Below are 13,043 nucleotides of genomic sequence, written 5' to 3' on the forward strand. Positions count from 1 at the left end.
ACCGACCAACTGGCGGCCAACCGGGACCGGTCTGCTGTGCGTACCCATCGACGACAGGAGACGGCGTTGCGACGTACCCTTTCCGCCCTCGGCGTGGCCGGCGCGCTGCTCGCGGCGGCGGCCGTGGTGGTGCCGGCCGTGGCCGCCCAGGCCGGCCCGGACCACCACGCCGAGCGCCCCCGCGCGACCCAGCGGCCGATCGTGATCGGTCACCGGGGGGCCAGCGGCTACCGCCCGGAGCACACCCTGGAGGCCTACCGGCTCGCCATCCGGCAGGGCGCCGACTTCATCGAGCCGGACCTGGTCTCGACGAAGGACGGCGTGCTGGTCGCCCGGCACGAGAACGAGATCTCGGGTACGACGGACGTGGCGGCCCACCCCGAGTTCGCCGCCCGCAAGGCGACGAAGACCATCGACGGGGTAGCGGTCACCGGCTGGTTCACCGAGGACTTCACGCTGGCCGAGCTGAAGACGCTGCGGGCGAAGGAGCGGCTGCCGCTGGTGCGGGTGGCCAACACCGCGTTCGACGGCAGGTTCGAGATCCCCACCTTCCAGGAGGTCATCGACCTGGCCCGGGCCGAGTCGAAGGCGCGGGGCCGGACCATCGGCGTCTACCCGGAGACGAAGCACCCCACCTACTTCGCGTCGATCGGGCGGGCGCTGGAGGAGCCGCTGGTCGCGGTGCTCCGGAAGAACCGGCTGACCCACCGCAACGACCCGGTCTTCATCCAGAGCTTCGAGACCGCCAACCTGCGCAAGCTCGACACGATGACCGACGTGCGGCTCGTCCAGCTCATGGACGCGGTCGGCGCCCCCTACGACTTCACCGCCGCCGGCGACCGCCGGACCTACGCCGACCTGGCCACCGCCGCCGGCCTGGCCTGGGTGTCCCGGTACGCCGACGGCGTCGGCCTGAACAAGAACCTGATCGTGCCCCGGGACGCCGCCGGCCGGCTGCTCGCGCCGACCTCGGTGATCCGGGACGCGCACCGGCTCAAGCTGGTGGTGCACGCGTGGACCTTCCGGGCCGAGAACCAGTTCCTGCCGGTGGACTTCCGGATCGGCGCCGACCCGAACGCGCGCGGTGACATCACGTCCGAGTACGAACTCTTCTTCGACCTGGGCCTCGACGGCGCGTTCGCCGACCAGCCCGACACGGCGGTCGCCGCCCGCGCCGGCCGCTGACGCCCGCTCACCCGTCGGGGTGCCCGCGTTCGCGCGGACACCCCGACGTGCCTCCCGCCTGCAGCGATCGCCCGCCCGCCCGCTTGCCGCGCCCGCCCGCCTGCCGCGCCCGCCTGCCGCGCCCGCCCGCCCGCCGCTCTCGCCCGGTCGCTTGCCGCGCTCGCCCGCCTTCCACGGTTGCCCGGTCGCTTGGCGCGGTCGCCCGCCTGCCCGCCACGGTTGCCCGGTCGCTTGGCGCGGGTCGCCCGCCTGCCTGCGCCGTCGCCCGCCTCGCGCCGCTGCCCGTTGCCCACTGCTCAGGGAAGGCGGCTGTGCTTGCCAGCGCCTTTAGAGCTGATAGCAGATTCGACTCACGCCCCGCCGGCCGCCGGGCCCCAGCGTTAGGAGGGGGCCCTTCCTCTACCGCAGACGTTAATAAGGGGCCCTTCCTTACACCGGGGCACGCGGCCCCGGGCGGGGTGATGAGTCGGAGCTGTTATCAGCTCGAAAGGCGGCGGGAGGGCGGTGACCCTCTCGCGCCTGGGGAGGTGATGACGTGGGTGGACCGGCTGGCGTGGGTCGGTCAGGTCGTCACATTGCCAGTCGGCCCCGGGGGCTACTGTCCCGGTGGCTCGGCGACGTAGGTGCCACGGCCGGGCTGGCCGGTGATCAGCTCACGGTCGTGCAGCAGGGACATCGCGCGATAGGCCGTGTTGATGTGGACGCCGTAGGTCTCGGCCAGTTCGCGGGTCGAAGGGGAGCTTGTCGCCGGGCTTCAACTCACCGCTCCTGATTCTCGCGGCGATGTCGTTGGCGATCAGGCGGAAGGGCGCTTCGGCTGTGGGCATGGTGAGGACTCCGGTTGGTTCGGCGATTCCGATCCTGCCCTACCTGCACAAGTAACTGCAACAGGTTGCGAACACGTCGACAGTGGAGGCTCGCGCAACACCAGTTACTGGTGTAGGTTGACGGAGTCCGGCTCCGGTTGGTTCGGCAAACCGCGGGGTCGGACCCGGATTGGGCTCCGGGGCCGTACCGCCGAACGAGGCTGCGGTCGCGGGGCCGGCGACCCGCCCGCGTCCCCTGTCTGCGGGCGGGTCGCCGCCACGGCTGGCGAGGAGGATTCGTGCGCAACGTGCTCCACCTGTTCCACCCGGCCCGGCGACCTCGTGGGGGCCGGGCGCCGAACGAGGGCTGGTACCGCTCCGAGTCGTGCCGACCGCTGAGCGTCGGGCAGATCCGCGAGCGGCGGTTCCGCACCGTGCGGCGTGGCGGACTCGACCCGGCGGACGTGCACGCGTTCCTGCACCGGGTCGCCGGCGACCTGGCGCTGGCCCGGCACGACGCGGCCCGGTGTGCCGAGGAGAACAACCGGATCAAGCGGGCGCTTCGCGCCTGGCAGTCCCGGTTCGCGCCGGGGGCGTACCGGTGAGTCGGGAACGGTTCGTCGTACACCTGCCGGTGCTCGCGGCCGACCTCGACGGCGCCCGTGGGTTCGCCAGGGCCATCTGTCGCGCGCTCGGCTTCCTGGCCGACGTCGAGCGGGCCGGGACGACCGTGTCGCGGGAGGACGAGCAATCCCTCCGCCACTGGGTCTGGTGCGACCGGGTGCTGGACGGCGGCCGGCGCTGCCCGCGGGCGGCCGAGCACGACGGTGGTTGTGGGCCGGTGGCGACGACTACTCATGATCGGCGAAGCGGCCACCGAAACGGACATTTCACCCAATAATGGCGTGGCCGCCTGCGACGAGGGGCAGGCGCTTCACGGGGGATTGTGCATGTCCATTCTGAGAGCTACACGAATGCGGCGGTGGTGGTTCGCGGCCGCCGCCGCGACCCTGGTGGGTGGCCTGCTGCCGTTGGTCGGCCCGCAGGCGGCGACGCCGGCCCGCGCGGCCGACGCCAACAACGCGACGCTCGTCGTCAACAAGGGTGGCGACCGCGTCGGTGAACAGACCGTCGGGCCGCTGGCCGGTGCCACGTTCGACTTCTACGCGGGAGTCAGCGGGACGCGTCCCGCCCCGGGCGCCACCCCGAACGCGTCCTGCACCACCGACGCCAGCGGCAGGTGCGCGGTCGACCTGCCTGGCCGCACCGGGACCAGCCAGGGCTACTGGATCATCGAGCGCAGCGCGCCGGACGGCTGGCGGGTCGTGGACAGCCTGGTCACCGGCAACGGGAGCAGCGCGCCGTTCCAGTCCACGCCCTACAACGGCGTGTTCACCGGAGCGGTGGCCAACAACCAGACGTACACCTTCCCGGTGGAGACCACCGGCAACACCAACCGGACGGCGCGTGGCCCGGTGTGGGCCGACGAGCGCGACAACCCGGCGCTGCCCGGGTCGTGCGGCCTGCACGTCGCGCTGCTGATCGACGTGTCCGGCTCCATCCGGCCCGACCTGCCGGTGGTCAAGAACGCGGCGAACGGCTTCGTCGACGCACTCACCGGCACCCCGTCGGAGATCGCGCTCTACTCGTTCGCGACCGACGCCACCGCGGTGCTCAACCCGACGCCCGTCTCCGACCAGGCCGGGGCGAACACCGTCAAGGACGCGATCAACGGCCTCACCGCCGGCGGCACCACCAACTGGGACCAGGGTCTCTGGCAGATCGCCGCGGCGCCGTTCGACTACGACGCCGTGATCATCCTGACCGACGGCAACCCCACCGTGTACGGGCCGCCGCCCGTCCAGGGCTCCGGCAGCTACACCCGGTTCGTGGAGGTGGAGAACGGCATCTTCTCCGCCAACGCGGTAAAGGCGAAGGGCACCCGGGTGGTCGCGGTCGGCGTGGGCGCCGGCGTGTCCGGCGCGCCGGACAACCTGATCGCCATCTCCGGGCCGGTGGCCAACTCGGACTACTACCAGACCGGCTACGACCAGCTCGCGGCCGTGTTCCGGGAACTCGCACTGGAGAACTGCCGCGGCACCATCAGCGTGGTCAAGAAGGTGATCCCGCCGGGCGGCGGTGACCCGCAACCGGCTGGCGGCTGGACCGTCTCCTCCAGCAGCGCCGGCGTGACGCCGCCGAGCGCGGTCACCGACACTTCGACCGGAGCGGTCAACCTCGCCGTCGACCTCGGCGGGCAGCCGAGCCGCGCGGTGGCGATCGCGGAGACGCCGCAGGCCGGCTTCGCCCTGGTCCCGCAGGACGGTCTGAACGCCACCTGCGCGGCCAGCGGTCAGCCGGTGCTGGTCACCAACAACGGCGACTTCGGGTTCAACGTCAACGCCCTCGCCAACGACGCGGTGACCTGCGTGATCCTCAACCAGGCCGAGGTCGCCCCGGCCACCGTGGTGGTGAACAAGACCTGGGTGATCAACGGGCAGACCTATCCGGATCCGGAGCAGGGCACCTCCTTCCAGGCCGCGCTGGTGCTGCCCGGCATCGACCAGCCGGCATGGGGCGTGGAGTACCACGACTACGAGGTCGGGCAGTCGATCGTCGTCGACGAGAACATCACCGCGTTGCCGCCGGGCTGCACCAACACGGCCAGCGGGGACCTCGGCGAGCAGACGCTTGCTGCCGGGACCAACACCTTCCAGATCACCAACACGGCGACCTGTGAGACGAAGCTGGCCCTGGTCAAGTCCGTGCGGAACCCGTACGGCGTGCCCGAACCGCCGGCCTCGGCGTGGGACCTGACCGCGTACGGGCCGAACGGGTTCACGGTGAATAGCGGCGACCCGGCCCGCCCGGTCGTCGAGGACGCCGTCTACGCGCTCGGCGAGAACACCGTCCCCGGCTTCACCCAGACCGTGGTGCAGGGTGCGGTGATCGTGCCGCCGGCCACCGGTAGCTGGAGCTGCGCGCTGCGGCAACGGGACGGCTCGGTGGGCAACCCGGGCTTCGACGGCACCGACGGTCGGGTGTCCGTGCAGATCGGCCAGACGGCGGTGTGCACCGCGGTGAACGAGGCGCAACCCGCCCAGCTGACCCTGGTCAAGGAGGTGCGCAACACCCACGGCGGCACCGCGAAGCCGACGGACTGGGTGCTGAGCGCCACGCCGCCGGCCGGCTCGGTGACGCCGGTCACCGGTCGCAGCGGGCAGCCCGCCGTGACCAAGGCGGCGGTGAACCCGAACGTCGGCTACACGCTCGCCGAGAGCGACGGCCCGGCCGGGTACGAGCAGGTCGGCGCGCCCACCTGCGTGCTCACCGGCACGCAGACCCCGGTGCAGACGCCGGACAACGTCCTCACGCCCACCTTCGGGCAGGACATCACCTGCACGTTCGTCAACGCGGACGTGCCGCCACCGCCGCCGGCCCCGGGCCGGGTCACCCTGGTCAAGGAGGTGCAGAACACCTACGGCGGCACCGCGAAGCCCACCGACTGGGTGCTGAGCGCCACCCCGCCCGACGGCTCCGGGGCGGACCCGGTCAGCGGTCGCAGCGGTGAGCCCGTGGTCACCGATGCCCAGGTGGTCGCCGGTGTGCCGTACACCCTCAGCGAGAGCGGCGGGCCGTCCGGCTACGAGCTGACCGAGCTGCGCTGCGTCTTCAACGACACCGGCGAGCCGGCGCCCACCCCGGACAACGTGCTGACCCCGGCCGCCGGTCGTGCCTACACCTGCACCTGGCGCAACGGGCAGCTCGATCCGGGCGGGACGTACCTGACGCTGGTCAAGAAGGTCTGGGGCAAGGCCGCCCCGACCGAGTGGACGCTGAGCGCGACGCCGCAGAACGCGGCGACGCCGATCAGCGGCCCGTCCGGCAGCGCCGAGGTGACCAGGGTGTCGGTGCAGGCCGGCGTCGGCTACCGGCTCGCCGAGTCGGGCGGCCCCGAGGGCTACCAGGAGGCCGGGGCGCCGGAGTGCGTGCTGACCGGCACCGACACCCGGGTGCCCGTGGTGGACCGGGTGGTCACCCCGGCGCAGGGGCAGGACGTCACCTGCACCTTCGTCAACCGCATGGCGGAGAAGCCGTTCCCGCCGTTCCACCCGGGCAAGCACCTGCCGGTCACCGGCATGAAGCTCACCGGGGTGATCGGTGGCGGCGCGCTGGCGGTGACGGCCGGTGTGGTGCTGACGGTCCTCGGATGGCGGCGACGCCGATCGGTGTGACGCTGGATGGTCGGCCGGTGAACGGCTGACCGTGGCGGCCCGGTGGGACCTGCTCCCGCCGGGCCGTCGCGCGTACGCGGTCCGCGATGGCCCGGGCCGACATTGCGGCCGTGCCCCGCGTGGTGCGGCGGGCCGTCCCGAGTCGGCGGGGTTACGTGGTGGTGTCCGACGTTGTAACGTGCGGCCATCCCGTCCCGGGCACTTGTGTGCGCCGACCACATAGCCCGTGGGTGACGTCACTTCTAGCGTGAGCCGACAACTGACAATCCTCCTGTCCTCACCTGGAGTCGCAATGACGATCCGGCACACGCGACGGGTGTTCCTTTCCGCCGCCACGATGATGGCGGCCGCGCTGGCCGCCACGGCCTGTGGCAGCCCGCAGGACACCGCCTCCGGCGGCGGCGACGCCGCGCCGGTCAAGGTCGGTCTGGTCTACTCCCAGTCCGGGCCGCTGGCCAGTTACGGCAAGCAGTACATCGAGGGGTTCAAGGCGGGCCTCGACTTCGCCACCAAGGGCACCGGCAAGGTCGGTGACCGCAAGATCGAGGTGACCGAGGCCGACGACGCGGGCGACCCGGCCAAGGCCGTCTCCGCCACCAAGGACATGATCGGCAAGGGTACGAAGATCATCGCCGGGTCCACCTCCTCCGGGGTGGCGCTCCAGGTGGCTCCGATCGCGGCGCAGAACAAGGTCCTGTTCATCTCCGGTCCGGCCGCCACCGACGCGGTGACCGGCGCGAACAAGTACACGTTCCGGTCCGGCCGGCAGTCGTGGCAGGACGTGACGACCGCCAAGTCGTTCATCGGCGACGCGGCCGGCAAGAAGGTCGTCGTCTTCGCCCAGGACGGCGCGTTCGGCGACGCGAACGAGGCCGCCGTCAAGGCCGTGATCGGCGGCGCCGGCGCGACCGTGAGCAGCGTCCGCGCGCCGGCCAGCGCCACCGAGTTCACCCCGTTCGCCAGCCAGATCAAGGCCGCCAAGCCGGACCTGCTCTTCGTCGCCTGGGCCGGCACCACCGCCGGCGCGATGTGGCAGACGCTGGACCAGCAGGGCGTCCTCGCCTCCACCACGGTCGTCACCGGCCTGGACATCCGCGCCTCCTGGCCGACGTTCGGCGCGGCCGGCAGCAAGATCTCGTTCCTCTCGCACTACTTCGACGGGGCCAGCGACACCGAGGCCGCCAAGGCCGCCAAGGCGAAGGTCGCGGGCGGCACGCTCGACCTGTTCCACCCGGACGGGTTCGCCGCCGCGCAGATGGTCGTCCGCGCCGTGCAGGAGGGCGGCGACGACGTGGACAAGATGATCAAGGCGCTGGAGGGCTGGGAGTTCGAGGGCGTCAAGGGCACCATGAAGATCCGCGCCGAGGACCACGCGCTGCTCCAGCCGATGTACCAGGCCAAGCTCTCCGGCAGCGGCACCACCTTCACGGCCACCGCGCAGAAGACCCTGACCGGTGACGAGAGCGCGCCGCCGGTCGCGCAGATGAAGGGCTGACCCGTGCTCGCCACCCGCGGTCTGACCTGGCGGATCGGTGAGGTCGCCATCGTCGACTCCGTCTACCTCGATCTCCAGCCGGGAGAGTTCCTCGGCGTGATCGGGCCCAACGGCGCCGGCAAGACCTCCCTGTTCAACCTGATCACCGGCCTGCGCCGGCCCACCGAGGGGAAGGTCCTGCTGGACGGCGCGGACATCACCGCGCTGGCCCCGCACCGCCGGGCCCGGCTCGGGCTCGGGCGGACCTTCCAGGCCTCCTCGGTCTTCGGCTCGCTGACCGTCCGGGAGAACGTCCGGCTCGCCGTACAGGCGCACCGGGGTGGCTCGATGAAGCTGTGGCGGCGGGCGGCGGCCGACCGGGAGGTGGCCGCCGCCGCCGACGCGGCGCTCGACCGGGTCGGCCTGCACCACCGGGGCGCGGCCCTGGCCGGCACGCTCGCCCACGGCGAGAAGCGCAAGCTGGAGATCGCCCTGCTGCTCGCCGGGGAACCCCGGGTGATGTTGCTGGACGAGCCGATGGCCGGGGTGAGCGCCGAGGACGTGCCCGAGCTGGTCAGCGTGATCAAGTCGCTGACCGGGGACAGCGGCCGGGCGGTGCTCATGGTGGAACACCACATGGACGTGATCCTGGAACTGGCCGACCGGATCGCCGTGATGCACCACGGCGCGCTGCTGGCCTGCGACACCCCGGACACGGTGATGGCGAACGCCACCGTGCAGGAGGCGTACCTGGGGGAGGCGCTCTGATGGCGGCGGAACCGATCCTGTCGGTGGAGGACCTGTCCGTGCGGATCGCCGGGCTGCACATCCTCCAGGGCGTGTCGTTCGAGGTGGCGCCGACCGGCGTCACCGTGCTGCTCGGGCGCAACGGCGTCGGCAAGTCCACCACCCTGCGCGCGATCGTCGGGCTGACGCCGCGCAACGGCGAGGCCCGGGGCACGGTGCGGATGGGCGCGCAGAGCCTGCTCGCCCGCCCCACCCACCGGCTGGTCCGCGGCGGCCTCGGCTACGTGCCGGAGGACCGCTGCGTCTTCGCCGGGCTCACCGTCGCCGAGAACCTGCGGCTGGCCGAGCGGCGGGGCACCACCCCGGCGTACGACAAGGTCTTCGCGCTCTTCCCGGAGCTGGACCGGCGCGGACGGCAACGGGCCGGTTCGCTCTCCGGCGGGCAGCAGCAGATGCTCGCCATCGGCCGGGTGCTCCTCAACGACAACCGGCTGCTGCTGGTCGACGAGCCGACCAAGGGGTTGGCGCCGAAGGTGGTGACCGAGGTGGCCGAGGTGCTGGAACGGGTCGCGGAGTCCGTGCCGGTGCTGCTGGTCGAGCAGAATCTGGCGGTGGTGCGGCGGCTGGCGTCCGACGCGGTGGTGCTCTCCGCCGGTCGGGTCGCCTGGACCGGCGACGCCCGCGAGCTGCTGCTGGAGACCGCGCTGACCAAGTCGCTGCTGGGCGTCGGCGCCGCGGAGGTGCACTCGTGAACACGGTGGTCCTGCTGACGCTGACCGGGCTGGGCCTGGCGGCGCTCTACTTCCTCGTCGCCTCCGGCCTGTCCCTGGTCTTCGGCCTCGCGGACGTGCTCAACTTCGCGCACGGGCTGTTCCTCGGCGTCGGCGCGTACGCGACCTGGTGGGCGGCGGGCAACCTGCCCGGCGCCGGGCCGGACGGAATCGGCTTCGTGGTGGCGGTCGCCTTCGGCGTGCTGGCCGGATCGCTGGTCGCGGTGCTGGTCGAGCTGGTGCTGATCCGGCCGCTCTACTCCCGCACCATCGAGCAGGTGCTGGTCACCGTCGGCCTGTCGCTGGCCGGGGTGGCGCTGCTCCAGGCCACCTGGGGTGCGGACCCGCGTCCGTTCCCGCGCCCCGACTGGAGCCGGGACGTGACAGCGGTGTTCGGCGCCCAGGTGCCCAACGCCGGGCTGCTGCTGATCGTCGCCGCCGTGGTGGTGCTCGGCGCGCTGCTGGCGTTCCTGCGCTACACCCGGTACGGCCTGATCATCCGGGCCGGGGTGGAGAACCGGGAGATGGTGACCGCGCTCGGCATCGACGTCCGCAAGGCGTTCACCCTGGTCTTCGCGATCGGTGGGGCCGCCGCCGCGCTGGCCGGCGCGCTCGGCGGCGTCTACTTCGGCACCGTCTCGCCCGGGCAGGGCGGCTCGCTGCTGATCTTCGCCTTCATCGTGGTGGTGATCGGCGGGATGGGCTCGGTGGTCGGGTCCGCGTACGCGGCGGTCGCGGTGGGGCTGCTGCAACAGTTCGTCAACTACTACGGCACGTCCGGGCTGGGCGACCTGTGTGTGGTCGGCCTGCTCGCCGTGGTGCTGCTGCTGCGTCCGCAGGGCCTGGCCGGAAAGGTGGCTCACGCATGACCGAGGTCAAGAGCGCGGAGGTGCCCGCGCCTCCGGCGACGGTGCCCGACGAGCTGACCCCCGGCCACTCGCGGTGGCACGGGCTGCGCCCGTACCTGCCGCTGGTCGCGCTGGTGGTGGCGGCGGTCCTGCCCTACTCGACGCTGAACCTGCCGGGGATCTTCGAGGGGCCGCTGAACTCGCCGGGCACGCTGCAACTGCTCGCCATCTGCCTGGTCTTCGGCGGCCTCGCGGCCGGCTACGACCTGCTGTTCGGGCGAACCGGGATGCTCTCCTTCGGGCACGCCCTCTACTTCGCCGCCGGTGTCTACGGCACCGACGTGCTGATCACCAAGGCCGGGCTGCCGCTGTGGCAGGCCGCGCTGCTGACCGTGGTCGGCGGCACCACGCTCGCCGCGCTGCTCGGCGCGGTGGCCCTGCGTACGGTGGGCATCGCGTTCGCCATGGTGACGCTCGCCTTCGCCCAGGTCGGGGCGATCCTGGTGGCCCGGGACTTCGGTGGCCTCACCGGCGGTGAGGAGGGGCTGCCGCTGGACGTGTCCGGGCTGCCGGCCGCGCTGGTCGGCGTCACCAACACGGTGAACCTCTACTGGCTGGCGCTGGCGTACCTGGCGATCGTGGTCCTCGTGGTGCACCGGGTCAGCGGATCGCCGACCGGCCGCGTCCTGGCCGGGCTGCGCGACGACGAGCGGCGGATCGGGGTGCTCGGGCTCGACCCGTACCGGTTCAAGCTGGTGGCGTTCACGCTGGCCGGCGGCCTGGCGACGGCCGGTGGCGTGGTCTACGTGCTGATCGTGGGTGGCGCCAGCCCGCACATCACCTCGTCCGAGCTGACGCTGTCGCTGCTGGTCATGGTGGTGCTCGGCGGCCCCGGTACCCGGTGGGGCCCGGTGCTGGGCGGCGTCCTCTACATGTACCTGGACCACCGGCTCACCGCGTTCGGCAGCAGCGACGCGGTGAACAGCCTGCCCGCGTTCCTCAGCCACCCGCTGAGCCAGCCCCTGTTCGTCCTCGGCACGGTCTTCATCCTGGCGGTGTACTTCTTCCCCGGCGGCCTGGCCAGCCTGCGTTCCCGCCTCACCCCTCTCCTGACCGCCCTCCGCCCCCGCCGCTGACCCCACCCCTCCTCGTTGATCAAGGAGTTCGCGTCCGGCCCACCGGCATAGGATGACGCGAACTCCTTGATCGACGAGGTCGGGGAGAGGCTCGGGGGAGGGAACGTGGCGGAGCGGCAGCAGCGGCTGGCGGTGGTCAGCGGGGGTGGGACCGGGATCGGGGCCGCCGTCGCGCGCGGGCTCGTCGAGGACGGGTTCGACGTGCTCGTGGTAGGACGGCGGGGGGACGTGCTCGACGCCGCCGCCCGGCGGATCTCCGAGCAGTGCGGCCGGGCCGGCGCGGTACGCGCGGTCGCCGCCGACCTGACCGATCCGGCCCAGCTCGCGGCCGTCGTCGACGCGGTCGACGGGCGGACCGTGGACGCGGTGGTCAACAACGCCGGGGGCTATCTCGGCGGGCCGACCGGAACCCTCGACGAGGTGGCCGCCTGGTGGCGCGCCAACCTGGACGCCAACGTGCTCACCGCCGTCCTGCTGACCGAGGCGCTGCGGCCCGCCCTGCGTCGTCCCGGCGGCCGGGTGGTCCTGCTCAGCTCGATCGCCGCCCAGCGTGGCGGCGGCGGGCCGTACTCGGCGGCCAAGGCGGCGCTGCACGGCTGGGCGTACGACCTGGCCGCACAGCTCGGACCGGAACAGATCACGGTCAACGTGGTCAGCCCCGGCTACGTCGCGGAGACCGAGTTCTTCGGCGACCGGATGACGCCGGAGGGCCACGCCAAGCGGGTGGCCGCCACCCTCGTCGGCCGGGCCGGGACGCCAGACGACATCGCCGCCGCCGTGCGCTATCTCGTCGGTCCGTCGGCCGGCTACGTCACCGGTCAGGTCCTGGGCGTCAACGGCGGCTCCGTCCTCGGCCGCTGAACACGACGACGGGCGGCGGCCCCCCGTGTGGCCGCCGCCCGTTCCCGTGCGTCGTGGATCAGCCGTTGAGCATCTCGTACGCCGAGGCCGTGGCCTTCTGCGCGCCGGCCGGCGGGGCCAGCTCCGGCGCCTTGCCGAAGTCGTAGTACTTCGTGACCAGCTTCATCGCCTTGTGCTTGCCGGCCGCCGGCACGTCCAGGGTGAACGTGGTCAGGTTGCCGTCCGGGCCGACCACGGCGGTGAACGGCACCTTCCGGCCCGCCGCACCCAGCGCGGTCAGGTCCAACCCGTCGAACGTGCTCTTCACGTCCTCGTTGTCGGCCAGGTCGGCCAGCCCGGTGTACGTGCCGTCGCCCTTGTCCTCGACCGTCTCCGCGGTGCGGATGATCGCGGCGGTGTTGCCCGGGTCGGTGCCCTCGTAGCTGGGGGCGTTCTCGCCGTCCGCCAGCTTCTCGCGCTCCATCTTCATCCAGGTCTTGGGCAGCTTGAGCGCGTCGTGCAGGCCGGGCAGGCCGGTCAGCTTGACCCGCATCCACAGGTCCTCGTCGAGCACCCGGAACGTCATGTCCATGGTGAACTTCGGGTCGTCGTTCTGCTGCTTCATGCCGAGTTCCATGCCCTTGGCGGCCGGGTCCACCACGCCGGTGAACCGGTCGGTGCCGTCCTGGGTGGAGAACCGGAAGCGGGGGTCCTGCTCGGTCGGCACGGCGGCCAGCAGGGCGGCCTTCGGGTCGGCCGACGGCGCCGGTGCGGCGCCGGCGCCCTCGGGGGCGTTCCCGGTGCTGCCGCACCCCGCGGCGAGTGCGGTGGTGGCCAGCACGGCGGCCGCGCGGAGCACGATCCGCCGGGCGGTGGCGGCGGTGCCGTTTCGCTGCGTCATCTCGTTCGACTCACTTTCCCAGGTGGTTGTTGCCGGGGAAGCATCGCAGGCAGCGACGGCCGCTCCGCTGCCGATATGCTGCCGTCCGACTGCCGTCGGCC

At 72.4% G+C, this 13,043-nt stretch carries 10 protein-coding genes and 1 pseudogene; 9 read left to right on the forward strand and 2 right to left on the reverse strand.

What is annotated here, in order from left to right; translation table 11 throughout:
- Positions 1-66: 66 nt before the first annotated feature.
- Complete coding sequence (locus tag COO58_RS27005; protein ID WP_098747792.1) at positions 67-1,185, forward strand: glycerophosphodiester phosphodiesterase; 1,119 nt, start codon at positions 67-69, stop codon at positions 1,183-1,185.
- A 595-nt stretch (positions 1,186-1,780) separates the two neighbouring features.
- Here the strand turns inward: COO58_RS27005 and COO58_RS27010 are convergent.
- Positions 1,781-2,012, reverse strand: a pseudogene (locus COO58_RS27010) (GntR family transcriptional regulator).
- Between the two features lie 278 nt (positions 2,013-2,290).
- Here COO58_RS27010 and COO58_RS27015 point away from each other — a divergent pair.
- The 8 genes from COO58_RS27015 to COO58_RS27055 all read left to right on the forward strand — a co-directional run bounded on the left by COO58_RS27015 (position 2,291) and on the right by COO58_RS27055 (position 12,062).
- Positions 2,291-2,596 carry a DivIVA domain-containing protein gene (locus COO58_RS27015; RefSeq protein ID WP_091569557.1) on the forward strand — a complete coding sequence of 102 codons (306 nt, stop codon included), beginning with the start codon at positions 2,291-2,293 and terminating at the stop codon, positions 2,594-2,596.
- A gap of 345 nt (positions 2,597-2,941) precedes the next feature.
- Positions 2,942-6,226 carry a VWA domain-containing protein gene (locus COO58_RS27025; protein ID WP_255292780.1) on the forward strand — a complete coding sequence of 1,095 codons (3,285 nt, stop codon included), beginning with the start codon at positions 2,942-2,944 and terminating at the stop codon, positions 6,224-6,226.
- 292 nt (positions 6,227-6,518) lie between these two features.
- A complete protein-coding gene (locus tag COO58_RS27030; protein WP_098747796.1) occupies positions 6,519-7,721 on the forward strand; it encodes a substrate-binding domain-containing protein in 1,203 nt (400 codons plus the stop codon).
- 3 nt (positions 7,722-7,724) lie between these two features.
- Positions 7,725-8,468, forward strand: a complete 744-nt coding sequence (locus tag COO58_RS27035; protein ID WP_098747797.1) for an ABC transporter ATP-binding protein — start codon at positions 7,725-7,727, stop codon at positions 8,466-8,468.
- Positions 8,468-9,199, forward strand: a complete 732-nt coding sequence (locus COO58_RS27040; RefSeq protein ID WP_098747799.1) for an ABC transporter ATP-binding protein — start codon at positions 8,468-8,470, stop codon at positions 9,197-9,199. Before COO58_RS27035 ends, COO58_RS27040 begins: the two co-directional genes overlap by 1 nt.
- On the forward strand, positions 9,196-10,086 hold the full coding sequence (locus tag COO58_RS27045) for a branched-chain amino acid ABC transporter permease (protein ID WP_098747801.1): 891 nt from the start codon (positions 9,196-9,198) through the stop codon (positions 10,084-10,086). Before COO58_RS27040 ends, COO58_RS27045 begins: the two co-directional genes overlap by 4 nt.
- A complete protein-coding gene (locus COO58_RS27050) occupies positions 10,083-11,201 on the forward strand; it encodes a branched-chain amino acid ABC transporter permease (protein ID WP_098747802.1) in 1,119 nt (372 codons plus the stop codon). Before COO58_RS27045 ends, COO58_RS27050 begins: the two co-directional genes overlap by 4 nt.
- A 105-nt stretch (positions 11,202-11,306) precedes the next feature.
- Positions 11,307-12,062 (forward strand): SDR family NAD(P)-dependent oxidoreductase, encoded by a 756-nt coding sequence (locus COO58_RS27055; protein ID WP_098747804.1) that lies wholly within the window; start codon positions 11,307-11,309, stop codon positions 12,060-12,062.
- 58 nt (positions 12,063-12,120) lie between these two features.
- Here COO58_RS27055 and COO58_RS27060 read toward each other — a convergent pair whose 3' ends face one another.
- Positions 12,121-12,942, reverse strand: coding sequence for a hypothetical protein (locus COO58_RS27060; RefSeq protein WP_091569586.1), 822 nt, complete (start codon positions 12,940-12,942; stop codon positions 12,121-12,123).
- Between the last annotated feature and the right edge of the window lie 101 nt (positions 12,943-13,043).

The organism is Micromonospora sp. WMMA1996, assembly GCF_002573675.1.
GTDB lineage: Bacteria > Actinomycetota > Actinomycetes > Mycobacteriales > Micromonosporaceae > Micromonospora > Micromonospora sediminicola.